Genomic DNA, 20352 nt, shown 5'->3' on the forward strand with positions numbered 1-20352 from the left:
ACGTCAGCGAGGGCGCGACGTGCGATCTGCCGCAGGTCACCAGCATCGGCGGCTCCCTCGAAATCAAACCTCGTGGGAAACTGCACGCGCCAAACCTGGCGACCATCAACGGCCAGCCGCTCGCCAAGCCGGAGGATCAGGCCGCGCTGATGAAACAGGTTGCCGAGCATGCGCTCGCCGCGCCGGAGAATTTTACCATGTCCGACTGGCATGCGTGCGGGACGGCGCACTGCATCGCCGGCTGGGCGGTTCATCTCAAGGGCGAGGAAGGCTATGCGCTTGAGAAGGAAGTCGGCCCGGCCACTGCCGGCGCACTTCTCCTGGGCACGGATGCCGCCGCTATGTTCTTCCTGTCGAAGGAAGAGGCGACCGGTCGGCTGGAGATGATCCGGCAGGGCGTTGCGTGATGAGCGACGTCCTGCCCGACGCCACCCCCGAGCGATCCGCTCTTGCTCATTCGCTGGCCGAAATGTGCGCATATGACATCGCGGGCATGATCTTGGATGAACGGGCGACTGCTGAAAAGGTGCAAGGTGAGCATCGCGTCCCCACCTTCGATCCCTATGACGACGGAGTGCCGTTCTGATGAACCTCGGCTACGCCACCCTCGAAGACATGCAGGCATGGGCAGCGCGCCGCATGTCCGCCCCGGCCGACTTCATCATCGGCGATCCCGCCTATCTGGAGCGCTGGTGGATCATCCCGCGCAATGAGCAGCAGAACGTCTACCTGCACCGCATCCTTCGCGACGATGACGACCGCGCGCTGCACGATCACCCTTGGGAGAATGTCTCCTACGTGATCTCCGGCAGCTATCGCGAGATCACGCCCGCGGGCACGTTCATCCGCCTGCCGGGCGATCTCATCAAGCGCCAAGCGACCGACATGCACCGGCTCGAACTCATCGGCGGGCAGCCTTGCATCTCCCTGTTCTTCACCGGTCCCAAGGTCCGCGATTGGGGCTTCGACTGCCCCAAGGGCTGGGTTCACTTGCGCGACTTCACCGCCGGCGAGAACGGCGAGCTGGTCGGGCGCGGATGCGGGGAGATGGTGTGATGTCGGGCCCCGCGCGCTTCGGTCACGTCGAGAAAGACGTCGTGCACATCGACTGTTGGCTGACGATCTACCCCGGAGCGCCCAATAACTGGAACCGCCGGCCGACCGTCAAGCTCACCGCGGGCGAGCCTGCGCTCGATCGCAGCGAGCGGGCGATCAACGTCAAGATGACGTTGCCGCTGGCGCTGTTCGAAGCGCCCAGCATCATCGCTCGCATCGATGTAGCCGAGCCGGCATCGCCAGTGACGATCGACGCCGAAGCGGTAGCGCAGGCGGTCAAGTCGACAATCGGCATGGACATTGACCTGCGCATCGCGTCGCCCAGCGAGACCGCCAGTGTCTAAGTTCGGCGCCGATCTCGAAACCATCAGCGGCGTACCCATTCGCATGGGCAAGTACGGCCCCGCGCACGCCATCCAGCAGTACGGCGGCAGCTACTTCCTCTGCCGGCGCCAGGTCGAACTGTGCAAGGTCTGCGCGGAGCATGGCGTGCCGCTCTATCCGCCCGACCCGTTCGACGTCGCGCTGCAGTTGCTGACCGATAATTGGGGCAAGCGCTGGATCGAGAGTGACCGGCAGAGCGGCCCGCTTGGCGATAACGAGATCTGGCCGGCCGACGGCATCCACATCCTCGCCGTTGACGATGAGACGGGCGCGCGGACGGTGGTCGCCAGCTTCGGCGAGAACGACACCGCCATGGGCACGATCAGCGCGCTGGTGGCGGCTCACAACATCATGATCGGGAGGCCGGATTGATGGAACGCTGGTCCCCGCCGCGCCCGCCGCGCAGCGAAGATCTTAACCCCAGCCGCGCCGCCCTGCGCCAGATGGAGCAGGAGAACCGCCGCTATCCGGTCAACAGCCTCGTCGAGGTGCCGCGCGCCGAATGGCCACCGCGCACCCCTGACAAGCTCATCCGCGTCCTGCGATCGCGCGACTTCATGGTGCAGGTCTACCAAGAGGCTGGCAGCATCGTTCGCCTCTCGGTTCAACGCTGCGCCTACGACAAGGCTTCCGGTCGCTGGAAGGACGGCATCAGCTGGGGCGATCTCCAGCACCTGAAGAACCTCGCCGGCTTTGCCGACAAGGCGGCTGTCGAGATTTACCCGCCGCTGGCGAGCGAGGTGAATGTCGCCAACCTGCGGCACCTTTTCGTGCTGCCCGAACCTCCCGCCTTCATGTGGAAGAACGGGAGGGCAGCGTCATGACACGATCCATAGACTCGCGATTTATGTCGATCCAATCAACGTCTCTCGGGAGGTTGCCAATGGGCCTAGCGCTTGAAAAGCTACCCGACTGGCCGGCCGGCATGACCCGCGACCTGGCGCTCGCCTACACGGGCGTGAGCGCCGACCAGATGAAGGAATGGGAGCGCGTCGGCAAGGTGCGCTTTCGCACGCGCGGCCCGCGCGGCGCGGCGATCGCGCTGCGGAGCGAACTGGACGCTGCGCTCGCCGACCTGTTCGGTCGCGAAGGGAAGGGCGGAATCGACTTCTGATGGCAAAAGCGATTGTCAGGCTGCCCGCATATACCAGCCGCGTGAAGCTGGCTTCGGGCGCCTATGCCTATTATTGGAAGCTGCCCAGCTGGGCGACGGCGAAGGACGCGAAGACCGGCAAGACGGTCCCGGCCGTCCGCCACGGCGCGCTATGCCCGCTCCAGTCAACCGCACTCGGCACGAGCCATGACGGCGCTGTCGAGAAGGCGGAGGCGCTCAACGAGGCGCTGAAGGAATGGCGGCTCGGCGTTGAGCGGCGCACCCTGCGGCCCGGATCGATCGCCTGGCTGTTCGACTGGTATCGCGGCCAGGAGCGCTTCACGAAGAACAGGCCGAAGACGCAGCGCGACTACAGGCGGCTGATGGACATGCTCGTCGCCTATCCCACGAAGAGCGGCGGCAAGCTGGGCCATCGCCTCGCGTCCAACATGGACGGGGAATCGGCCGACGCCCTCTATGCCAAGCTGCGGGCCGAGAAGGGCGACCGTGAGGGCACTTATGCCATGCAGGTCTGCCGCCTGGTGTGGAAGTGGGCTGTCCGCCACAAGCGCACGACGGGTGTCAAGGATAACCCCTTCGCCGGCATGGGCCTGATCAGCACCGCCGCGGGCGAGAACCGGCCGACCAGCCGCGCGGAATATGACCTCTACCGCGAGACGGCGCGCGCGATGGGCTATCAGAACATGGCCGCCGCCGCCGCGCTATGCTTCGAGGCCTGCCAGCGTGTCAGCCACGTCTTCGGCTTCTGGCCGGACGATGAGGCGGTGGCGGAGGGGCGCGAGCCGCCGCCGGGCCTGCAATGGTCCGTCTACAAGCCCGGCATCGCCCTGGCGCTGATCCAGCGGAAGACTGGCAACCCCGTATGGCTCGATCTCACGATCGAGGTCGAAGGCGAGACGGTGGCGCTCTATCCCGATCTGGAGGCGGAGCTGATGGCGCTGCGCCTGTATGCGGCGCGCGATGAGTTCGGCCAGCCGACGGGCGCTATGATCCTGGACGGGCGGAACGGCAAGCCGTTCGACCCGCGGTGGATGTCAACCGTGCATCGCCGGATCTGCGACAAGGCGGGCCTGCCCAAGCAGATGACCTTCACCGGCTTCCGGCATGGCGGGATCACAGAGATCGGCGACGCCGGCGAAACGGACGTCCGGCCCATCTCCGGCCACAAGACGCTGGCCCAGACGCAGACCTACAACAAGGCGACGGCGGAGAAGGGGCGGCGCATCGCCCTCGTCCGGCGCCAGCACATCCAGGCGCTCGGTGAGCGCGATGAGAAGGGATCGTAGACCATGACCGATAAGCTGGTGGAAGCGCTGGAGCCGTGAAGTGGCCCGCTAAGCAAGACGATGGCTGGCGCAAGCGCTTTGCCTTTCTGCCGGTCAAGATCGGCGATGAAATCCTGTGGCTGGAGTGGTTCGAGCGCCGGTTCGCGGGTGAATATTATGAGGTCCGCAAGCTATGAGTATGCCAAATCTGCGCGCTGCGTTTCGCACGACTGTCTCTGGCGAAGGCCGATACGAGATGGTGTTCAAATTCCCGTCCATGGACGCCCTTCACAAGGCTGATGACGAGTGGCGCGCCCTATCCTCGCGACCCGATGCCGGGGAGGCTGTGGCTTGGATGTATGAGCATCCTGGTCACGCTCAGTTCGGTATCCCCCCGATCATCCAAACAGAACGTGCCACTGACCGATCACCCGATGATGGATGGGTCGAAACCGCTCTCGGCAAGATCGCCCACCCGACCGCTGCTGCTGGTGAGGGGCTGACCTTGCGAGACGTTGAGGCGCAGACCATCGAATTGATGGAGAAGGCCAGTCAGCGCGAAGGCATGAAGCTGAATGATTGGGTGGCGCATCGCCTGCGGACCATCGCTGAACGCGCCCTCTCTCAACCCGCCGCCGATGCGGTCGGGACGGGGGATGCCGATGCTTGACGAAGAAACCAAGTCCTATTTTTGGACGCTTGTAGATAAGCAAGGCGTTGGCGAATGCTGGAATTGGAACGGCAAAAGAATGCCGTTGAAAAACAGCAAGAAGCCTGGATACGGCACATTTTCCGCCAATGGCAAAACGTGTGTGGCGCATCGGTACGCTTATCAGGCGCTGGTGGGCCGCATCCCTGATGGGCTGGTTTTAGACCATACATGCAGGAACCATGGGTGCGTAAATCCAGCGCACCTTGAGCCTGTAACCAACAAGGAAAACATCCTTCGCGGCACCGCTCCCCCGGCGAAAAATGCGGCCAAAACCCATTGCAAACATGGGCATCCGCTTATTGGCGAAAACATTAAACGGCGGGTGCGAGTGTTTGGAAATTCTGTGACCATTGAACGGTCATGCTTGGCATGCCGGAAGCTACGGAAATCATGGGAGGGTGACAAAGGCAAGCTTCGCAAAGCGGCCTATTACTCCAACTTCGTCCCACATGAGAGGGTTGGACATGACAAATGAAAAACTCTCCACCCAGCCGCGTCAACCCGATGGGGAAGCGCAGGATCAACGCCGAGCAGCTCTTATAGAGCGCTTGGGGACTTTCGCTGATCTGACATCGGCCGACCCGCTTGAAGGCGAAAAGGGCGACGTTGCTTACGAACTGATCCGTCAGGCAGCGGCACAAATGTCTAGCGACCACTTGCGCCTCGCCTCCGCCAAATCCCCCGATGCCGATGGAGGGGCGAAATGAAGCCCGCCAACTTTGCGCCGTGGTATGCGGCGCTCTATCCACAGTTCGCAGAGATCGCCCGCAAGCACGGTTACGCGCTGGCTGTTCATGGGTCCATGGCCCGCGACTTCGATGTGATCGCGATCCCGTGGCGCGAGGACGTTTCGACACCACGAGAAGTTCTGGACGATGTGCTGTCGCAGTTCGCGGTCGATGAGATTGGCGAGCCGACCATCAAGAACCACGGGCGCGTTGCCTACACACTAAGCATAGGCTTTGGCGAGTGCTTTGCGGATTGGTCTTTCATGCCATCCAAGCCCGCTCCCCAAGTGCAGAGCGTCGAGGCCGATAGGGGAGAGGGGTGATGGCGAACGAACGCATAGGCCCTCATCTGCACCTCGCGGCAACCTGTTCGGGCTGCAAACAATCAGAGGGCGGCAAATTTTGTCTGTCGCCGATGTGACAAGCAGAAGCAGGCGCCTGAGAACGCCCCGTGAACAAACGAAATTTGTCGAAATGGCTGTCGAAACGAATGTCGAAAGACAAAACGCCGCCAGCCGAAAAACCCTTATATTACAAGGGTTCCGATGGTGAGCCCTGCTGGATTCGAACCAGCGACCTACTGATTAAAAGTCAGTTGCTCTACCGACTGAGCTAAGGGCCCGCCTCATGGGGTGGAGGTCGCCCTAATGGCGGCGGGGGCGATGGTCAACCTTGGCTTTGGCTTTTTGCAGCCGGGCGTGGAGCTGTCGCACGGTCAAGCCGGACAAAGGGTCGCGCAGCCCTGGCCCTATGGCGGCAAGCGGCGTCAGCACGAACGCGCGGTCGCGCCAGGCGGCGTGCGGGATGATGAGCGTCCTGCTGCGCCATGCCCCGCCTGACCACAGGATGATGTCGATATCCATGCTGCGCGCGCCCCAGCGACGATGCCGCCGACGGCCGAGGCGCATTTCGATGCCTTGCAGGAAGGCGAGCATCTCGGGCGGCGTCAGCCGGCTCTGGACGAGAAGCGCGGCGTTGGCGAACAGGCGGGAGGACGGACCTAGCGGCGGCGTCAAGATGGTGGGCGACAAAGCGACCACCCGCATCGTTTCGGCGATCAGCCTTGCCGCTTCCGACAGCAGCCGCGCAGGCGCGCGGCGGGCGGATAAGGGACGATTGGAACCCAGCGCCAGCGCATAGTCGTGCAGAGCCATGGGACCGTGACCCGGCTTAGCGCCGGTCCTCCTTCTCCTGCGCCTTCATCGCCGTATAGGCGGCCTCGCGCGCGTCCGGGGGCAAGGCCAGCAGGAAGCAGGTAGCGTCCCGATAGGTGAGGAACGGCCGTTGGTCCACGAGGACGGGAACCGTGCGGCCATTATACAGGCGCTTGAGGAATCGCTTCTGCGGGCGGGTCAATTCGTCCGGCTCGGCGTCCGCCATTGTCTCAGATGTCCTGCGCGATGCGGGCGTAGAGTTCGGGCCGCCGGTCGCGGAAGAATCCCATACCCGCGCGGTGCGTTTTCGCCTTGGCGAGGTCCAGCGTGGCGACCAGCGCGCCATTGTCTTTCGCATCGGCTTCCGCCAGGAAATCGCCCCATTCGTCGCTGATGAAGCTGTGGCCATAGAAGAGCTGCCCTTCCTCGTCACCTATGCGGTTGGCTGCGATCACAGGCATGCAATTGCTGACCGCATGGCCGATCATTGCGCGCCGCCACATCCGGCTGGTGTCGAGGTCGGCGTCATAGGGCTCGGAGCCGATCGCGGTCGGGTAGAACAGCATTTCCGCTCCCATCAGCGCCATTACCCGCGCACTTTCGGGATACCATTGGTCCCAGCAGATGCCGACGCCGATCGTGCCGTATCGGGTGTTCCAGACCTTGAAGCCCGTGTTGCCGGGGCGGAAATAATATTTCTCCTCATAGCCCGGCCCGTCGGGGATATGGCTCTTGCGATAGACGCCCATGATCTCGCCTGCATCGTCGATCATGGCGAGCGAGTTGTAATAATGATGCCCGTCGCGCTCGAAAAAGCTGGTGGGGACATAGACGCCCAGTTCCTTCGCCAGCTTGCGCATCTCCTGCACCGCCGGATGGCTGTCGGTCGGCTGCGCGGTAGAGAAGAGCGCCTCGTCCTCCTGCCTGCAAAAATAGGGGCCTTCGAACAGTTCGGGCGGCAGGACGATCTTCGCGCCGCGCACGGCCGCCTTGCGCACATGGTCGGCGACCATGGCGATATTGTCGTCCATATCGTCCGAGAAGGCGAGCTGGAGCGCGGCGACGGTAACCTTGGTCATTCTCTTTCCCGATCGGCTCAGAGGGAGGGCATCTGCTGGCTGCAGCAATGGAAGCTGCCGCCGCCGGATAATATGGCATCGCTGCGAAGTCCGACAATATCCCGGCCGGGGAAGAAGGGACGCAGCGCGTCGAGCGCGGCCTGATCGTTGGGGCGGCCGTAGACGGGAACAATGACCGCCGCATTGCCGACGTAGAAGTTCATGTAACTGGCCGGGATCGCCTCGCCATTCATCTCGACCCGTCCGGGGGAGGGAATGTCCACCACCTCTACCCCATGCGCTTTTGCGCGCGCGCGCGCGTCGGCATAGATGGCGGCGTTGGGATCGTCGTCGCTCGTCGCCACCGGCAATGCCAGCTTCCCCGGCGCGACGAAGCGGGCGAGATTGTCGACATGCCCGTCCGTATGGTCGTTCATCAGCCCGTCGCCCAGCCATAGCATGTCCGAAAGGCCGAGGCTGCCCGCCAGCAAGGTTTCGATCTTGCCCCGGTCCAGGTCCGGGTTGCGGTTGGGGTTGAGCAGGCATTGCTCGGTCGTCACGAACAGGCCGGTTCCGTCCGTGTCGATCGCACCGCCCTCGAACACCCAATGCTGGGTTTGCGTCGGCAGGTCCGTGGTGGCCGCCAGCCGCGCGCCGATATCCTCGTCGCCGGGCATGCGATATTTGCCGCCCCAGCCGTTGAAGCCGAAATCGACCAGCGCGCGGTGGCCTTTCCCGTCCAGCACGGCGATCGGCGCGGTGTCGCGCAGCCATATGTCGCCCAGATGCTGAACAATGATGTGGACAGCCGGAGCGGTCATTTCACGCGCGATCGATGCGTCCATTTCGTTGTCCACGACCAGCCGGACTTCTTCCCCCCGGCCATCGGCGTGAAGGGCGCTGGCGAAGGCGCCGATCTGCGCGCGCGCGGCATCGAACGCGCCCGGCCATTCGGCGGGGTTGGTCGGGAAGCCGATCCAGGTCCAGTCGTGCGGCGCCCATTCGGCGGGCATGCGGAAAGTCATGAAATCTCGTCCTTGCTCGGCGCGGGCCGATCCGTGATATCGGGATGGTGCGCGCTCCATAACGCGCTGGACCGTATCTGGACAGAGGGCGAAAGCCATGAAGGCAGGAGTTTCAATCGTCGCGGCGGCATTGCTGCTGATGCGGGCGGGTGCAGCAGGGGCGGCGGACCTGCCCGATTGGCTTACCGGCGAATGGCAGCAGCAACGTGGCGATCGCTGGGCCGAGGAGGTATGGACGCTGCCGCGCGGCGGCGTGATGATCGGGGTGGGGCGCACAGGGCGCGGCGAGAGCCTGTCGGGCTGGGAAGTGATGCGGATCGTGCGCGCGGGCGACGGCACGCTCGCCTTCCACGCTGCGCCGGAGGGCGGGGCGGCGACCATATTTCCGGCGGTGGAGCAGGGCGTGCGCGACATCATCTTCGCCAATCCCGCCCATGATTATCCGCAGCGCATCCGCTACTGGCGCGAAGGGCGGCTGTTGATGGCGGAAACGTCGAACATGGACGGCAGCGGCGCGCAAAGCTGGACCTATTCCCCGGCGGGGGAATAGGCCCGACTGTCCTTATTTCGCCGCCCGGTCCTTGTCGCGGATGGCGCGGAATTCGTCGCCCGCCACCCAGTTGGGCCAGTCCTTCGTGGTGGCCAAGTCACGGCCCACGGCATAATAGAGCTTCAGGTCGGCGAGCACGCCGCTCCAGTCCCAGTTGGGATCATATTCATCCTTCGGCCCGTGATAGCGGTTCTTGGTATAATCCTCCGCCGCGGCCATGCCGGCCGCCGTGCCGCCCTTCACCAGATCCTCGCCACCCTCGAAATAGAGCATCGGCAGCCCGTGCTTGGCGAAGCTGAAATGGTCGGATCGGTAGTAGAAGCCCTTTTCCGGCGTCGGTTCCAGCGTGGCGACGCGGCCTTGCGCGGCGAGCGCGCGGTCGAGATAGGCGTCGAGCTGTGACTTGCCCTTGCCGATGACGACGACATTCTTGGCAAGACCCGCGACGCTCAGCGCGTCCATGTTGACGCCGCCCACCGTCTGGCGGAAGGGGAATACCGGATGCGCGCCATAATAGGCCGATCCCAGCAGGCCCGATTCCTCGCCCGTCACCGCCAGGAACACCTGGCTGCGGTCAGTAGGTCCGGCCTTCATATTGGCCTCAGCCAGCGCCACGAGCGCCGCGGTCCCGGTGGCATTGTCCACCGCGCCGTTGCAGATGTCGTCGCCATCGGGCGCGGCCTGGCAGTGGCCCAGATGGTCCCAATGCGCGCTGTAGAGCACATATTCGTTCGGCCGCGTCTTGCCCGGCAGCAGCGCGACGACATTCTTCGAACTATGCTTGCGCAGGTCATTGTCGAAGGAGACGCTGGCGGTGACGCCGGTCAGCGGTACGGCCTTGAAGCCCTTTTGCTTGGCCGCCGCCATCTGCTGGTCGAGGTCAAGGCCAGCGCTGGCGAAGAGGGCCGCCGCCTTGTCCTTCTGGATCCAGCCGATCGCCTGAGACTGGTCGGCATTGCCGTTGGCGCTGTCGGCGACGTGCTGTGCGCCAGTCCAGCTCGACTGGACCACGTTCCAGCCATAGGCAGCGGGGATCGTGTCGTGGACGATGATCGCGGCGGCCGCGCCCTGCCGCGCGGCTTCCTCATATTTGTACGTCCAGCGACCATAATAGGTCATCGCCCGGCCGTTGAACGGGCCGGTCAGCCCCTGCGTCTCATAATCGGGATCGTTGACCAGGATGATGACCGTCTTTCCCTTCACATCCAGGCCGGCATAGTCGTTCCAGCCCTTTTCGGGCGCGTTGATGCCATAGCCCACGAATACGACCGGGCTGTCCTTGACCTCGATGTGCGGCTGGGTGGTGCGATAGGTGCCGATCACCATCTCCGGGCCGTAGGCAGCCGTGATGGCGGCCTTGCCGCCCGAGAAGGTGAGGGGGGAGACATTCTTCGCGTTGATCTCGACCAGCGGAACGTCCTGAAACCAGCTGCCCTTGTTGCCGGGCTTCAGGCCCAGCTTGCCGAAGTCGGCGGCGAGCAGGGCAAGCGTCTTGTCTTCGCCGGGCGTGCCGGGCGCGCGGCCTTCATAGGCATCCGAAGACAGTTCCTTCACCAGCCGCTTCATCGTGTCGATGGAAGGATCCACGCCCTTCTTCGCGGCGGCTGCCTTCGCCGGCGCGGCCTGCGCGACGAGGGGGGAGGAAAGGGCGAGGATGGCGGCGATCGCGGCGATGGAACTGCGCATGGGGTGATCCCTCTGTTTTACAACTGGCCAGGTGATGCCACCGCCCAGCAAGGCGCGCAAGATTGTTGCGCGCAAGGAAAAGGGCGGCACCCTTGCGGGGCCGCCCTTTTCTGAAGTCTTTGTCCGAAGGACTTAGCGCGAATAGAATTCGACGACCAGGTTCGGCTCCATCTTCACCGGATAGGGCACTTCGTCCAGCGTGGGTACGCGGACATAAGTGACCTTGGCGGTGCCATCGGGCGACACATAGTCAGGGATGTCGCGCTCGGGCAGGCTCTGGGCTTCCAGAACCAGCGCCATTTCCTGCGCCTTCTTGCCCAGCGTGACCTCGTCGCCCGGCTTCACCAGACGCGACGCGATGTTGCACTTCACGCCGTTCACATAGATGTGACCGTGGCTGACGATCTGACGGGCCGACCAGATGGTGGGGGCGAACTTGGCGCGATACACGACCGCGTCGAGGCGACGTTCCAGCAGGCCGATGAGGTTCTGGCCAGTGTCACCCTTCATACGGGCAGCCTCGACATAGTTCTTCTTGAACTGCTTTTCGGTGATGTCGCCGTAATAGCCCTTCAGCTTCTGCTTGGCGCGAAGCTGGATACCATAGTCGGACATCTTGCCCTTGCGGCGCTGGCCGTGCTGACCGGGGCCATATTCCCGCTTGTTGACCGGGCTCTTCGGACGACCCCAGATGTTTTCGCCCATCCGGCGGTCGAGCTTGTACTTGGCGCTGGAACGCTTCGACATAAATCTTTCCTCAAATGCTTCTGACGTTGTTCGCCTTCCTGATCCGAAAACCGGTTCCCACTTTTCGGGGAAGGCGAATGTTATTTCCGGTATCGCCTGTATCCCGTATTTCAGGGGCAGGGCCACCGCTTCACCGGAGTGCGGAGCCAATTGCGAAGGCGCGCCTATGACGAGGGGAAGCGGGCATGTCAAGCCCTCGACAGGCCGTGCCGGACGGCTTAGGTCCACTCCCATGAACCCCGAAAGCTATACGACCATGGCGCAGGTGCGCGCGGGCGTCGACAATCTGGACCGCCAGATCGTCGCCCTGCTGGCCCAGCGTTTCGCCCATATGCGCGCGGCCGCGCGGATCAAGCAGGATCGCGGCGCCGTCCGCGACGAAGCGCGCAAGGCGGAGGTGATCGCTAATGCCCGTGCCGAGGCGGAAGCGGTCGGACTGCCGGGCGGGATGATCGCGGACCTGTGGGATCATCTGGTCGAACTGTCCATCGCCTATGAGATGGAGGCGTTTGACCGGACCAGAGGCTAACGCGAGCGTGGATTGCCGAGCGAAGACAGCACGCCACGCAGGGTGCGGACTTCCAGATGGTTCCAGCCGGGCTTCGTCAGCAGGTTGCGCAGCGTCCGCTTCGTCGCGGGCGCGCGGTCGGGCGGGAAGAAATAGCCGGCCCCCTCCAGCAGCGTCTCGAACTGGGCGATCATGCCCTCCAGTTCCTCCTGCGGGGCGGGTTCGCCAAGGTCGGTGACGGTCGGCTGCGCCAGCTTCGCCTGTTTGGACCATTCATAGGCGCACAGGATCACCGCCTGCGCCAGGTTGAGCGAGCCGAAATCCGGATTGATCGGCACCGTCAATATCGTGCGGGCGAGCGCGACATCCTCTGTCTCCAGCCCGGAGCGCTCGGGGCCGAAGACATAAGCGCTGCGCCCCTGGGCAGCATGGATTTCGCGCGCCGCCTCCTCGGGCGTCACGACCGGCTTGGTCACGCCGCGCTTGCGGACCGTGGTCGCATAGACATGGGCGCAGTCGGCCACCGCGTCCGCCAGCGTCTCATAGACCTGCGCGCCATCCAGAACCACGTCCGCGCCAGCCGCGGCCGGCCCTGCGTCGGGATTGGGCCAGCCATCGCGCGGCGATACCAGCCGCATTTCGGTGAGCCCGAAATTCAGCATCGCGCGCGCAGCCTTCCCGATATTCTCGCCGAGCTGAGGACGGACAAGGACGATGACGGGGGTGGAGGAGGCAGCGTCACTCACGCGCCACCTCCTGCACGGTGCCCGCAAATTCCTCGAAATCCTTGGCGTCAGTGAAATCCTTGTAGACGCTGGCGAAGCGGATATAGGCGACACTGTCCAGGCGCTTTAAGCCCTCCATCACCATTTCGCCGATGGCGCGCGCGGGGATTTCGCTTTCGCCACTGGTTTCGAGCTGGCGCTGGATACCGGAGATGAGCTTTTCCAGGCGGCTGGGATCGATGGGCCGTTTGCGGCAGGCGATGCCGATGGAGCGGGCCAGCTTGTCGCGGTCGAAGGCTTCCTTGCGCCCCTCGCTCTTCACCACCCAGATGTCGCGCAACTGGATGCGTTCGAACGTGGTGAACCGCGCGCCACATGCCTCGCACTGGCGGCGGCGACGGATGGCGGCATTGTCCTCCGTCGGACGGCTGTCCTTCACCTGGCTGTCTTCATGGGAACAGAAGGGGCAGCGCATTTACATCATTCTCCGTTCGTTTCGAGCGAAGTCGAGAAACCCTGGCGTGAGACCCGTTTCTCGACAAGCTCGAAACGAACGGCTCTCCTCGCCCTTAGTAAATCGGGAACCGGCCGGTCAGGCCCAGCACCTTTTCCCGCACATGCGCCTCGACCTGGCCGTCGCCTTCGTCGCCGTTGCGCTTCAGGCCTTCGACAACCTCGGCGATGAGGCGGCCGATCTCACGGAACTCGGCCTCGCGGAAGCCGCGCGTCGTTCCGGCCGGCGTGCCAAGACGAACGCCCGACGTCACGAACGGGCTTGCCGTGTCGAACGGCACGTTATTCTTGTTGCAGGTGATGTAGGCGCGGTCGAGCGCCTTTTCCGCCGCCTTGCCGGTGGTGTTCTTCCCCCGCAGGTCGACCAGCATCAGGTGATTGTCGGTGCCGCCCGACACGATGGACAGGCCGGCGTCGGCCAGCGTCTCGCTAAGCGCCTTCGCATTCGCCACGATCTGGTGCGCATAGGCCTTGAACTCGGGCGTCAGCGCTTCCTTGAACGCGACTGCCTTGGCCGCGATGATGTGCATCAGCGGCCCGCCCTGAAGGCCGGGGAAGATCGCGCTGTTCAGCTTCTTGGCGATCGCCTCGTCATTCGAGAGGATGATGCCCGAGCGGGGACCGCGCAGCGACTTGTGCGTCGTGGTGGTGGTGACATGCGCGTGCGGCACCGGCGACGGGTGCGCGCCGCCGGCCACCAGGCCGGAGAAGTGCGACATGTCGGCCAGCAGATAGGCGCCCACCTCGTCCGCGATCTCGCGAAACCGCTTGAAGTCCCACACGCGCGAATAGGCCGTGCCGCCGCAGATGATGAGCTTTGGCTTGTTCTCCCGCGCGATGCGGGCGACTTCGTCCATGTCGATCAGGTGATCGTCCTGGCGGACGCCATAGGCCACCGGCTTGAACCACTTGCCGGACATGTTGACCGGCGACCCGTGGGTCAGGTGGCCGCCCGACGAAAGGTCGAGGCCCATGAAGATGTCGCCGGGCTGGAGCAGCGCCAGGAACACGGCCTGGTTCATCTGGCTGCCGCTGTTGGGCTGGACGTTCGCGAAGTTCGCGCCGAACAATTGCTTGGCGCGCTCGATCGCCAGCGTTTCCACCACATCGGCATATTCGCAGCCGCCATAATAGCGCTTGCCCGGATAGCCCTCGGCATATTTGTTGGTGAAGATGGAGCCGGCGGCCTCCAGCACGGCCTTGGACACGATATTCTCGGACGCGATCAGTTCGATCTTGTCCTGCTGGCGCTTCAGTTCCTTGCCGATCGCGTCGAAGATTTCGGGGTCTGCGCTGGCGAGGTCTTCGCTGAAGAAACCGTCCTGGCGGATAGCGGGAGAGAGGGTGTCGGTGCTCATCTCTGGTCCTTTCAGAGCGCGGGATTGGAGAGTTTATCGACGCGCGGGCCGTGACGGCCGCCGCCAAAATCGGTGGTCAGGAAAGCGGTGACACAGGCCTTGGCCATGTCGACGCCAGTCAATCGAGCGCCCATGGCGAGGACATTGGCGTCATTATGTTCGCGCGCCAGCGCGGCGGAGAGCGGTTCGCCCACCAGCGCGCAGCGGCAGGCGGGATTGCGGTTGACCGCGATGGAGATGCCGATGCCGGATCCGCAGAGCGCGATACCGCGATCAGCCGTGCCGTCCGCCACGACCGTCGCGAGCTTGTAACCATAATCGGGATAATCGACCCGGTCGGCGGTTGCCGGCCCCAGATCCTTCACGTCATGCCCTTCATCGCGGAGCCATTGCGCAAGCTCGGCCTTCAGATCGACGGCGGCATGATCGGAGGCGATGGCGATCTTCATGGGTGGGCGCGTCCCTTCACCGGCAGGTGATTCGTTTCTGCGCGCGTCATAGGGGGACGGGCCGGCAATTGCCACCGTCCAGCTTGACGCCTATGGCCGCGGCATGGCCGGAACCATTCTTTCCATTCTCATGCTTGCGGGCGCTCTGCTGACTGGCGGGGGCGTCCATGCAATCGTAAAACACGGGGACCGCAAGCGTGGGGCCCTGATGATCGTGGCGGGGCTGGTGATGTTCGGCAATGTAGCGATCAGCGCGATGCCGATGGGGTGAAGGCACCGACGTCTCGCCAATGCGCGATCCGCCCCTGGCAGGAGGATCAACTTACAATACGTCCCCGAACATGAACCAGATCAGCGCCAGCCAGGCGACCAGGCCCACTCCGCCAAGGATCACGCCCGATCGGGCGCGAATGGCAGGCCACAGGCCGGTCGGATCGTCTTCGGCGTCATGCTCCATGGGTCCGGCTTAGCGACGCGACCGGCAGGGTTCAACCGGCGGCGTCTTCGGTTTCCGCCGACGCTGGTACGCGCTCCACAGCCGCAAGGCGGCCGGTGAAGACTTCCCGCCACCAGCGTATATCCTGCTGTTCCACGCTGTCCATCATCGCCCGCCAGCGCCGCTGCCGCTCTTCCAGCGGCATGGCGAGCGCGCGCAGGATCGCGTCGGACATTTCCTCCGGGCTATACGGGTTGATGAGCAGCGCATCCCGCAACTGCATCGCCGCGCCTGCAAAGCGCGACAGGATGAGGACACCGGGATCCTGGGGATCCTGCGCCGCGACATATTCCTTGGCGACAAGGTTCATGCCGTCGCGCAGCGGCGTCACCAGCCCGATCTTGGCAGCTCGATAGATGCCGGCCAGTTCGTCGCGCGGATAGCCCTGGTTCACGTATCGGATGGGGGTCCAGTCCACATCGCTATATTCACCGTTGATGCGACCGGCGAGCGCGTCCAGCGTCGCGCGAATGTGCTGATAGCTCTCCACGTCGCCGCGTGAAGGGGGCGCGATCTGGGTCAGCACCACCTTGCGATGCCGGTCGGGATGGTCGCGCAGGAAACGGGCATAGCCGTTGAAGCGCTCTTCCAGGCCCTTGCTGTAATCCAGCCGATCCACCCCGACGATCAGCGGCCGGTCCTGCAGGGACGCACGCACCTTGCGGAACATCGCCTGCGCCGTTTCGCTGTCGGCGGCGTTTTTGAATTCCTCGGCATTGATGCCGATCGGGCAGGCGATGGCCTGGATCGTACGGTCGCCCACGGTGATATAGTCGCCATCCACCGTCCCGCCCATCTCCCGTTCGACATAGTGGCGGAAGGATTCAAGCCATTCCTCGGTATGGAAACCGACCACGTCATAGGCGAAAAGCGTGCTGACCAGCTTGCTGTGGTGGGGCAGGGATACAAGCAGGCGGGTGGGTGGCCAGGGGATGTGGAGGAAGAAGCCCATCCGGTTCTTGAGCCCCTGGTCGCGCAGCATCTGCCCCAGCGGGATCAGGTGATAGTCGTGCACCCAGATGACGTCATCCGGCTCGATCAGCGGACTGGCGGTTTCGGCGAACCGCTTATTGACGCGATTATAGCCGCCCTCGAAATCGCGAGCATATTCAGCAAGGTCGATGCGGAAGTGGAACAGCGGCCAAAGCGTCTTGTTGGCATAGCCGTTATAATATTCGTCGACATCCTGCTCTTCCAGGTCGATCGTGGCGGTCTTCACCCCCTGATCTTCGGCAAAGCCGATATGGCCGGTGAAGGCTTCGGTCGTTTCCCCGGACCAGCCGAACCAGATGCCGCGGCTCTCCCGCAGCGCCTGCGCCAGCGCGACCGCGAGCCCGCCCTGATTTCCGGACTTGTTCGGGCGACTGACCCGATTGGAAATGACAATCAAACGGCTCATGGCTGGCGTCTCATCGCATCGCGCTCCACGGCTTGCTGAGCAGCACGGCGCAGTTGATGATGCCGACCAGGGAATAGGTTTGCGGGTAATTGCCCCACAGTTCGCCCGTCTGCGGGTCGATGTCTTCGGATAGGAGGCCAGCGGCGGTGCGCCGCGACAGCATCTCTTCGAACAGGCTGCGCGCCTCTTCGGTGCGGCCGGTACGGTGCAGCGCCTCGATCAGCCAGAAGGTGCAGACGTTGAAGGCCGTCACCGGGTCGCCGAAATCATCGGGTGCGCTGTAGCGCAGCATGTTGTTCCCGCGCCTCAGGTCCGCCTCCAGCGCGGCGAGCGTGCCAACGAACTTGGGATCGTCAGCCGTCAGAAAGCGCAGGTCGAGCAGCTGGAGCAAGGACGCGTCGCGGGCGTCATCCTCGAAATTGGCGGAGATCGCCTGGCTGCTGTCGCGCCAGGCGCTTTTCAGGATGCGTTCGCGCATCGTATCTGCGCGGTTCTGCCAGTGCGCCGCCCGCATCTCCAGGCCGAGCGCCGTCGCGGCGTGGGCCAGACGATCGCACGCCGCCCAGCACATGACGGCGCTGTAGCTGTGCACATGGGTGCGGGTGCGAAATTCCCACAGGCCCGCGTCCGGCTGGTCATAAACCTGCCATGCCCGCTCGCCTACCATCTCCAGCGCCTCGAAATCGGCATGACCGGCCATGCGGAGCAGCCGTTGGTCGATGAAGCCCTGGACCGAAGACAACACGATCTGGCCGTAGGCGTCGTGCTGGATCTGGTTGTAGGCCGCGTTGCCGACGCGGACCGGCCCCATGCCGCGATAGCCCGGCAGGCTTTCCGCCTCCCATTCCGTAAGCGTCGCATTGCCGCGCACATCGTAAAGCGGCTGGATATGACCGCCCTTTGCCCCGTCCACGATGTTGCGCAGATAGACGAGGTAGGATTCCAGCACATCCAGCGCGCCGAGCCGGTTCAATGCTTCGACCGTATAATAAGCGTCGCGCACCCAGCAGTAGCGATAATCCCAGTTGCGCCCCGAATCCGCATGTTCGGGGATGGAAGTGGTGAGCGCGGCGACGATCGCGCCCGTCTCCTCATGCTGGCACAGCTTCAAAGTGATGGCGGAGCGAATGACCGCTTCCTGCCATTCCGCCGGGATGGCGAGGCCGCGCACCCACAATTGCCATTCGTTGATCGTGTCGTCCAGCATCCGCTCGATCGCCGGGCGCAGCGCGTCGGAAAAGCCTTCGTCCGGTCCCAGGAAGAAATGCATATCCTGTTCGAGCCGGAACCAGCTTTCCTGGCTGATAAGGCCGATGGGCGCGTTGGTGGACACGCGCATCGCCATGTAGGACAGGACCATGCGGATATGGTTGGAGCCGTAATTGATCGGCACGGGGTCGCCGTTCCAGCTCGTCGTCGGGCGCAGTTTCACGCGGATACGGGGAGATCCGGCGACCGGCCGCACAATGCGGACGAAGGCGACGGGCCGATACATGCGCCCCTTGTGCCGGTGGCGCGGGCAGAAATCATAGATGTCGATCGCGTTGCCCTGAGCGTCCCGTTGACGCGTCACCAAAATGGGCGTGTTGCGGATATAATGTTGTTCGACCGCGACGCAGTTTTCCAGCTCGATGGCCCAGAAACCCCGCGATTGCGGATCGTCCCAATCCTTGTCGTCCAGCAACGCTGAAAAGACCGGATCGCCGTCCACCCTGGGTACGCAGGCCCAGATCATCCGGCCCGTGCGGTCGATCAGCGCCGACGCTTGGCAGTTGCCGATGGGCCAGAGGTCGAGCGTCCGCTCTTTCCCGGCCAAGATGCTATCGCTGCTGCTGTTGATCGGTCTGTCCCCCTTGGTCGAATCTCAAGCGCAAGGGCCGCCTGTCAGCCAAGCTGGGCAGCCCCTTGCGCAAGATAATGCCTGACGGCGGCAACCTGTTCCAAACAAAAGCGCGCGGCAGTGGGCCTTGGCGCGCCGACCAATATGCCGGCGCCGCCCAGTTCCGATGCCGCGACGAAGCCTTCCTCGTCGGTCACATCGTCGCCCACGAAGACGGGGACACCCCCCATCATCTCCGGCAGGCGCATCAGGACTTGGACCGCGCTGCCCTTGTCCGCGCCGCCGGGGCGCAACTCCACCATCATCTTGCCACGCTGGACGACCAGGCCATGCTCTTTGGCAAGGCTTTCTGCCAGGGCGTCGGCCTGCTCGCCCCATTGCTGCCCGCCCCGGAAATGCAGGCCGACGCTGATCGACTTGCGCTCGATCAGCAGGCCGGGCCGATCGTCGGCAAAGGCGTGAAAGGCGGATTCGACCGCGTCGATGGCGGGCAGGCGGGCGGGGCCTTCGATGGCTTCGCCGGACTTCGCGAATTCAAGACCGTGGGTTCCGGCAAGCTGGAAATCGCCAAAGCCGAGTTCCTGCAAGGTGGCGATGGATCGCCCGCTCACGATGGCGAGCCGTCCGTCCAGCCGGTCGCGCAGCCGCGCCAGCAAGTCGATCAATATGTCGTCCACGCTCACCGCGTCCGGCCTGTGGACCAGCGGCGTCAGCGTTCCGTCGAAATCCAGGAACAGCGCCGCACCTTCCAGCAACGAAAGCGGAGGCGGAGGAAGGGCAATGGCGGGGGCTAGGGCAGAATCGGGCACGGCCGCAAAGTGGCGGCTATCCCCGAAACTTCAACCGGAAATTTGACCCCGCCGCCATTTCAGCGCCGGCATGGCGGCATGGGATTCCAAGGCGCGGACCAGTTGATCTGGTGGAGCACGCAAAAGGATTGCATGATCCGGCTCAGCAGCCGGTCGATCTGTTCGTAAGTCTGGGCACGACCGGACTGCCACAGCCGGTCATCATGTTCGTCGCGCATCATGTCCTCCTTGATTGAGCGGGCTTCGACGGGGCGGTATCCCCGCAGGCAGAGAACTGCCCATTTTCCTGCGCGCGTGCCAACAAAAGGCTGGATATCGCATATAAGTTGAACTTATGGTGCAACATATGTCGACGCTTCCGCCCCTGTCCGCCGTCCGCGTATTCGAAGCCGCCGCCCGCCTGGAAAATTTCACGGCCGCCGCGCAGGAACTGGGCATGACCCAGGCGGCCGTCAGTTATCAGGTCAAGCTATTGGAGGAGCGGTTGGGGATCAGCCTGTTCCAGCGCGCGGGGCGGCGCGTCCTGCTGACCGACAAGGGGCGGGAGATCGCACCTGTCCTGACGCGCGCGTTCGACCAGATGCGCGCCGGGTTCGCCGCGCTGACGCAGGATCATTCGGCGGTGCTGACGATCAGTTGCACCAACAGTTTCGCTCATCTCTGGCTCGCACCCCGTATCGGCGCATTCCAGATGCGGCATCCGCAGCTGGCGGTGCGTATCCAGGCCGATGACGCCGTGGTCGATCTGGCGCGGGAAGGCGTCGATCTCGCCATCC

General features: G+C 64.0%; 31 protein-coding genes, 1 tRNA gene and 1 pseudogene. 17 read left to right on the forward strand and 16 right to left on the reverse strand.

Annotated elements, in window-relative coordinates; all coding sequences use genetic code 11:
• From AX724_RS24090 to AX724_RS15280, 13 genes are all read left to right on the forward strand, one after another.
• Positions 1-407: hypothetical protein (locus AX724_RS24090; RefSeq protein WP_197421592.1), on the forward strand; the 407-nt coding region annotated here is incomplete at its 5' end.
• Entirely contained in the window at positions 407-586 is a 180-nt protein-coding gene (locus AX724_RS15235) for a hypothetical protein (protein ID WP_066767923.1), read from the forward strand. The genes AX724_RS24090 and AX724_RS15235, both read left to right, overlap by 1 nt.
• On the forward strand, positions 586-1056 hold the full coding sequence (locus AX724_RS15240) for a hypothetical protein (protein WP_066767924.1): 471 nt from the start codon (positions 586-588) through the stop codon (positions 1054-1056). The genes AX724_RS15235 and AX724_RS15240 overlap by 1 nt, the downstream gene beginning before the upstream one ends.
• Entirely contained in the window at positions 1056-1400 is a 345-nt protein-coding gene (locus tag AX724_RS15245; protein WP_066767926.1) for a hypothetical protein, read from the forward strand. The genes AX724_RS15240 and AX724_RS15245 overlap by 1 nt, the downstream gene beginning before the upstream one ends.
• Entirely contained in the window at positions 1393-1812 is a 420-nt protein-coding gene (locus AX724_RS15250) for a hypothetical protein (protein WP_066767929.1), read from the forward strand. The genes AX724_RS15245 and AX724_RS15250 overlap by 8 nt, the downstream gene beginning before the upstream one ends.
• The gene (locus AX724_RS15255) at positions 1812-2264 is read left to right on the forward strand and encodes a DUF7694 domain-containing protein (protein WP_197421593.1); all 453 of its coding nucleotides are present in this window, start codon (positions 1812-1814) and stop codon (positions 2262-2264) included. Before AX724_RS15250 ends, AX724_RS15255 begins: the two co-directional genes overlap by 1 nt.
• 59 nt (positions 2265-2323) lie before the next feature.
• Positions 2324-2554 carry a hypothetical protein gene (locus AX724_RS15260; RefSeq protein ID WP_066767931.1) on the forward strand — a complete coding sequence of 77 codons (231 nt, stop codon included), beginning with the start codon at positions 2324-2326 and terminating at the stop codon, positions 2552-2554.
• Complete coding sequence (locus AX724_RS15265; RefSeq protein WP_066767933.1) at positions 2554-3840, forward strand: hypothetical protein; 1287 nt, start codon at positions 2554-2556, stop codon at positions 3838-3840. Before AX724_RS15260 ends, AX724_RS15265 begins: the two co-directional genes overlap by 1 nt.
• Before the next feature lie 35 nt (positions 3841-3875).
• Positions 3876-4016, forward strand: a complete 141-nt coding sequence (locus AX724_RS23415) for a hypothetical protein (RefSeq protein ID WP_156448094.1) — start codon at positions 3876-3878, stop codon at positions 4014-4016.
• Entirely contained in the window at positions 4013-4489 is a 477-nt protein-coding gene (locus tag AX724_RS15270) for a hypothetical protein (protein WP_156448095.1), read from the forward strand. The genes AX724_RS23415 and AX724_RS15270 overlap by 4 nt, the downstream gene beginning before the upstream one ends.
• A complete protein-coding gene (locus tag AX724_RS22925) occupies positions 4476-5006 on the forward strand; it encodes an HNH endonuclease signature motif containing protein (protein ID WP_197421594.1) in 531 nt (176 codons plus the stop codon). The genes AX724_RS15270 and AX724_RS22925 overlap by 14 nt, the downstream gene beginning before the upstream one ends.
• On the forward strand, positions 4996-5238 hold the full coding sequence (locus tag AX724_RS23420) for a hypothetical protein (RefSeq protein WP_156448096.1): 243 nt from the start codon (positions 4996-4998) through the stop codon (positions 5236-5238). Before AX724_RS22925 ends, AX724_RS23420 begins: the two co-directional genes overlap by 11 nt.
• A complete protein-coding gene (locus AX724_RS15280; protein WP_066767939.1) occupies positions 5235-5582 on the forward strand; it encodes a hypothetical protein in 348 nt (115 codons plus the stop codon). Before AX724_RS23420 ends, AX724_RS15280 begins: the two co-directional genes overlap by 4 nt.
• 223 nt (positions 5583-5805) lie before the next feature.
• On the opposite strand, the gene AX724_RS15285 is transcribed toward AX724_RS15280, so the two are convergent.
• The 5 genes from AX724_RS15285 to AX724_RS15305 form a co-directional block, all read right to left on the reverse strand.
• A tRNA-Lys gene (locus tag AX724_RS15285) sits at positions 5806-5881 on the reverse strand.
• 22 nt (positions 5882-5903) lie between these two features.
• A complete protein-coding gene (gene folK / locus AX724_RS15290; RefSeq protein WP_066767941.1) occupies positions 5904-6413 on the reverse strand; it encodes a 2-amino-4-hydroxy-6-hydroxymethyldihydropteridine diphosphokinase in 510 nt (169 codons plus the stop codon).
• Between the two features lie 16 nt (positions 6414-6429).
• Complete coding sequence (locus tag AX724_RS15295) at positions 6430-6639, reverse strand: hypothetical protein (protein WP_066767944.1); 210 nt, start codon at positions 6637-6639, stop codon at positions 6430-6432.
• Positions 6640-6643: 4 nt separating this feature from the next.
• A complete protein-coding gene (aguB, locus tag AX724_RS15300) occupies positions 6644-7492 on the reverse strand; it encodes an N-carbamoylputrescine amidase (protein ID WP_066767946.1) in 849 nt (282 codons plus the stop codon).
• 17 nt (positions 7493-7509) lie between these two features.
• On the reverse strand, positions 7510-8496 hold the full coding sequence (locus AX724_RS15305; protein ID WP_066767947.1) for an agmatine deiminase family protein: 987 nt from the start codon (positions 8494-8496) through the stop codon (positions 7510-7512).
• 97 nt (positions 8497-8593) lie between these two features.
• Here AX724_RS15305 and AX724_RS15310 point away from each other — a divergent pair, with 97 nt between their 5' ends.
• Positions 8594-9046: a DUF6265 family protein gene (locus AX724_RS15310; RefSeq protein ID WP_066767949.1), complete on the forward strand. Its 453-nt coding sequence runs from the start codon at positions 8594-8596 to the stop codon at positions 9044-9046.
• Positions 9047-9058: 12 nt separating this feature from the next.
• Here the strand turns inward: AX724_RS15310 and AX724_RS15315 are convergent, their stop codons facing one another.
• The gene (locus AX724_RS15315; protein ID WP_066767952.1) at positions 9059-10732 is read right to left on the reverse strand and encodes a M28 family metallopeptidase; all 1674 of its coding nucleotides are present in this window, start codon (positions 10730-10732) and stop codon (positions 9059-9061) included.
• Between the two features lie 132 nt (positions 10733-10864).
• The gene (rpsD, locus tag AX724_RS15320) at positions 10865-11479 is read right to left on the reverse strand and encodes a 30S ribosomal protein S4 (RefSeq protein WP_066767953.1); all 615 of its coding nucleotides are present in this window, start codon (positions 11477-11479) and stop codon (positions 10865-10867) included.
• A gap of 232 nt (positions 11480-11711) precedes the next feature.
• On the opposite strand from rpsD, the gene AX724_RS15325 reads away from it, so the two are divergent.
• Complete coding sequence (locus tag AX724_RS15325) at positions 11712-12008, forward strand: chorismate mutase (RefSeq protein WP_066767955.1); 297 nt, start codon at positions 11712-11714, stop codon at positions 12006-12008.
• Here the strand turns inward: AX724_RS15325 and AX724_RS15330 are convergent.
• The 4 genes and pseudogenes from AX724_RS15330 to rpiB all read right to left on the reverse strand — a co-directional run.
• Positions 12005-12709, reverse strand: a pseudogene (locus AX724_RS15330) (RNA methyltransferase); the annotation flags it as partial. The gene AX724_RS15325 and the pseudogene AX724_RS15330 overlap by 4 nt on opposite strands.
• Positions 12710-12725: 16 nt before the next feature.
• Positions 12726-13187, reverse strand: a complete 462-nt coding sequence (gene nrdR / locus AX724_RS15335) for a transcriptional regulator NrdR (protein ID WP_066767959.1) — start codon at positions 13185-13187, stop codon at positions 12726-12728.
• A 94-nt stretch (positions 13188-13281) separates the two neighbouring features.
• Positions 13282-14583: a serine hydroxymethyltransferase gene (glyA, locus tag AX724_RS15340; protein ID WP_066767962.1), complete on the reverse strand. Its 1302-nt coding sequence runs from the start codon at positions 14581-14583 to the stop codon at positions 13282-13284.
• A gap of 11 nt (positions 14584-14594) precedes the next feature.
• Positions 14595-15032, reverse strand: a complete 438-nt coding sequence (rpiB, locus tag AX724_RS15345; RefSeq protein WP_066767964.1) for a ribose 5-phosphate isomerase B — start codon at positions 15030-15032, stop codon at positions 14595-14597.
• Between the two features lie 103 nt (positions 15033-15135).
• Between rpiB and AX724_RS24095 the strand changes: the two genes are divergently transcribed.
• Complete coding sequence (locus tag AX724_RS24095) at positions 15136-15303, forward strand: hypothetical protein (protein WP_197421595.1); 168 nt, start codon at positions 15136-15138, stop codon at positions 15301-15303.
• A 51-nt stretch (positions 15304-15354) separates the two neighbouring features.
• On the opposite strand, the gene AX724_RS24745 is transcribed toward AX724_RS24095, so the two are convergent.
• The 5 genes from AX724_RS24745 to AX724_RS24100 form a co-directional block, all read right to left on the reverse strand.
• Positions 15355-15489: a hypothetical protein gene (locus tag AX724_RS24745; protein WP_269454161.1), complete on the reverse strand. Its 135-nt coding sequence runs from the start codon at positions 15487-15489 to the stop codon at positions 15355-15357.
• Between the two features lie 31 nt (positions 15490-15520).
• Positions 15521-16927, reverse strand: coding sequence for an alpha,alpha-trehalose-phosphate synthase (UDP-forming) (gene otsA, locus AX724_RS15350; protein ID WP_066767966.1), 1407 nt, complete (start codon positions 16925-16927; stop codon positions 15521-15523).
• 10 nt (positions 16928-16937) lie between these two features.
• Complete coding sequence (locus AX724_RS15355; protein ID WP_269454162.1) at positions 16938-18707, reverse strand: glycoside hydrolase family 15 protein; 1770 nt, start codon at positions 18705-18707, stop codon at positions 16938-16940.
• Between the two features lie 104 nt (positions 18708-18811).
• Positions 18812-19576 (reverse strand): trehalose-phosphatase, encoded by a 765-nt coding sequence (gene otsB / locus AX724_RS15360; protein WP_066767969.1) that lies wholly within the window; start codon positions 19574-19576, stop codon positions 18812-18814.
• Positions 19577-19635: 59 nt separating this feature from the next.
• Positions 19636-19794 carry a hypothetical protein gene (locus AX724_RS24100; RefSeq protein WP_197421596.1) on the reverse strand — a complete coding sequence of 53 codons (159 nt, stop codon included), beginning with the start codon at positions 19792-19794 and terminating at the stop codon, positions 19636-19638.
• A 128-nt stretch (positions 19795-19922) separates the two neighbouring features.
• Between AX724_RS24100 and AX724_RS15365 the strand changes: the two genes are divergently transcribed.
• Positions 19923-20352 (forward strand): LysR family transcriptional regulator (locus tag AX724_RS15365; protein WP_156448097.1); only part of this gene is annotated, 430 nt, incomplete at its 3' end.

The sequence above is a fragment of the Sphingobium sp. CCH11-B1 genome (genome assembly GCF_001556865.1).
In the GTDB taxonomy this organism is placed as follows: domain Bacteria; phylum Pseudomonadota; class Alphaproteobacteria; order Sphingomonadales; family Sphingomonadaceae; genus Sphingobium.

Bases quoted from the DNA above. Each gene is read 5' to 3' on its own strand.
- AX724_RS15235 (WP_066767923.1), top strand. From the start codon at position 407: ATGAGCGACGTCCTGCCCGACGCCACCCCCGAGCGATCCGCTCTTGCT.
- AX724_RS15240 (WP_066767924.1), top strand. From the start codon at position 586: ATGAACCTCGGCTACGCCACCCTCGAAGACATGCAGGCATGGGCAGCG.
- AX724_RS15245 (WP_066767926.1), top strand. From the start codon at position 1,056: ATGTCGGGCCCCGCGCGCTTCGGTCACGTCGAGAAAGACGTCGTGCAC.
- AX724_RS15255 (WP_197421593.1), top strand. From the start codon at position 1,812: ATGGAACGCTGGTCCCCGCCGCGCCCGCCGCGCAGCGAAGATCTTAAC.
- AX724_RS15260 (WP_066767931.1), top strand. From the start codon at position 2,324: ATGGGCCTAGCGCTTGAAAAGCTACCCGACTGGCCGGCCGGCATGACC.
- AX724_RS15265 (WP_066767933.1), top strand. From the start codon at position 2,554: ATGGCAAAAGCGATTGTCAGGCTGCCCGCATATACCAGCCGCGTGAAG.
- AX724_RS15270 (WP_156448095.1), top strand. From the start codon at position 4,013: ATGAGTATGCCAAATCTGCGCGCTGCGTTTCGCACGACTGTCTCTGGC.
- AX724_RS22925 (WP_197421594.1), top strand. From the start codon at position 4,476: ATGCCGATGCTTGACGAAGAAACCAAGTCCTATTTTTGGACGCTTGTA.
- AX724_RS23420 (WP_156448096.1), top strand. From the start codon at position 4,996: ATGACAAATGAAAAACTCTCCACCCAGCCGCGTCAACCCGATGGGGAA.
- AX724_RS15280 (WP_066767939.1), top strand. From the start codon at position 5,235: ATGAAGCCCGCCAACTTTGCGCCGTGGTATGCGGCGCTCTATCCACAG.
- folK (WP_066767941.1), bottom strand. From the start codon at position 6,413: ATGGCTCTGCACGACTATGCGCTGGCGCTGGGTTCCAATCGTCCCTTA.
- AX724_RS15295 (WP_066767944.1), bottom strand. From the start codon at position 6,639: ATGGCGGACGCCGAGCCGGACGAATTGACCCGCCCGCAGAAGCGATTC.
- aguB (WP_066767946.1), bottom strand. From the start codon at position 7,492: ATGACCAAGGTTACCGTCGCCGCGCTCCAGCTCGCCTTCTCGGACGAT.
- AX724_RS15305 (WP_066767947.1), bottom strand. From the start codon at position 8,496: ATGACTTTCCGCATGCCCGCCGAATGGGCGCCGCACGACTGGACCTGG.
- AX724_RS15310 (WP_066767949.1), top strand. From the start codon at position 8,594: ATGAAGGCAGGAGTTTCAATCGTCGCGGCGGCATTGCTGCTGATGCGG.
- AX724_RS15315 (WP_066767952.1), bottom strand. From the start codon at position 10,732: ATGCGCAGTTCCATCGCCGCGATCGCCGCCATCCTCGCCCTTTCCTCC.
- rpsD (WP_066767953.1), bottom strand. From the start codon at position 11,479: ATGTCGAAGCGTTCCAGCGCCAAGTACAAGCTCGACCGCCGGATGGGC.
- AX724_RS15325 (WP_066767955.1), top strand. From the start codon at position 11,712: ATGAACCCCGAAAGCTATACGACCATGGCGCAGGTGCGCGCGGGCGTC.
- nrdR (WP_066767959.1), bottom strand. From the start codon at position 13,187: ATGCGCTGCCCCTTCTGTTCCCATGAAGACAGCCAGGTGAAGGACAGC.
- glyA (WP_066767962.1), bottom strand. From the start codon at position 14,583: ATGAGCACCGACACCCTCTCTCCCGCTATCCGCCAGGACGGTTTCTTC.
- rpiB (WP_066767964.1), bottom strand. From the start codon at position 15,032: ATGAAGATCGCCATCGCCTCCGATCATGCCGCCGTCGATCTGAAGGCC.
- AX724_RS24095 (WP_197421595.1), top strand. From the start codon at position 15,136: ATGGCCGGAACCATTCTTTCCATTCTCATGCTTGCGGGCGCTCTGCTG.
- AX724_RS24745 (WP_269454161.1), bottom strand. From the start codon at position 15,489: ATGGAGCATGACGCCGAAGACGATCCGACCGGCCTGTGGCCTGCCATT.
- otsA (WP_066767966.1), bottom strand. From the start codon at position 16,927: ATGAGCCGTTTGATTGTCATTTCCAATCGGGTCAGTCGCCCGAACAAG.
- AX724_RS24100 (WP_197421596.1), bottom strand. From the start codon at position 19,794: ATGCGCGACGAACATGATGACCGGCTGTGGCAGTCCGGTCGTGCCCAG.